At 53.8% G+C, this 730-nt stretch carries 1 protein-coding gene and 1 pseudogene; both read left to right on the plus strand.

Features of this window, described 5'->3' with window-relative positions; genetic code table 11:
• Nucleotides 1–357: pseudogene (locus ACTHUM_RS16515) on the plus strand (single-stranded-DNA-specific exonuclease RecJ); the annotation flags it as partial.
• A gap of 18 nt (nucleotides 358–375) precedes the next feature.
• Nucleotides 376–730 (plus strand): EamA family transporter (locus tag ACTHUM_RS16520; RefSeq protein WP_440403497.1); only part of this gene is annotated, 355 nt, incomplete at its 3' end.

The raw sequence follows: 730 nt of genomic DNA on the forward strand, positions 1-730 counted from the left end.
CGCGAGATGGTGTGCGAAGACGATTTGTCGCAAACCTTCATCACCGACGGCAGCCTGCCCGCACGCGACATTACGCTGGAACAGGCGCAAAACCTTGCCCGACACGTTTGGGGGCAGGGCTTCGCGCCGCCGAGTTTTACCGATGAATTTCACGTTGTCCGCCAGCAGCCTCTGGGCGCGGAGGGCAAACATAAAAAAGTCTGGCTGCAAAAAGACGGCTACGAATTTGAAGCCATGTTCTGGCGTTGCAGCGAAGACATTCCCGAATACATCCGTACAGTGTACCGTCCCGTTGCCAACGAATGGCGGAATAATCTCGAATTGCAGCTTTATATCGACTACTGGGAAGCCGCGTAAATAAAGGCCGTCTGAAAAATGAAGAAACAAAAAACTTGGCTCGGCTTTTCATTGGCGCTGCTTGCCACCATGACTTGGGGCTCGCTGCCGGTAGCGGCGCAACAGGCCTTAAAAGCCGTCGATGCGCCCACGCTGGTGTGGATACGCTTTTTAGTGGCGTCGCTGGTGTTGTTTGCGTTGTTGGGACTGACCGGCAAGCTGCCGAGGCCGTCTGAATTTTCCAAGCAAACCTTATTTTTATTGGTGCTGGGTATTGTCGGCATTTCCGCCAACTTTGTGCTCGTTGCCATGGGTTTGCACTATATTTCGCCGACAACCACGCAGGTGTTGTGGCAACTCTCGCCCTTTACCATGATTTTGGTCGGCGTTGGCG

The sequence above is a fragment of the Neisseria sp. P0021.S006 genome (assembly GCF_051956895.1).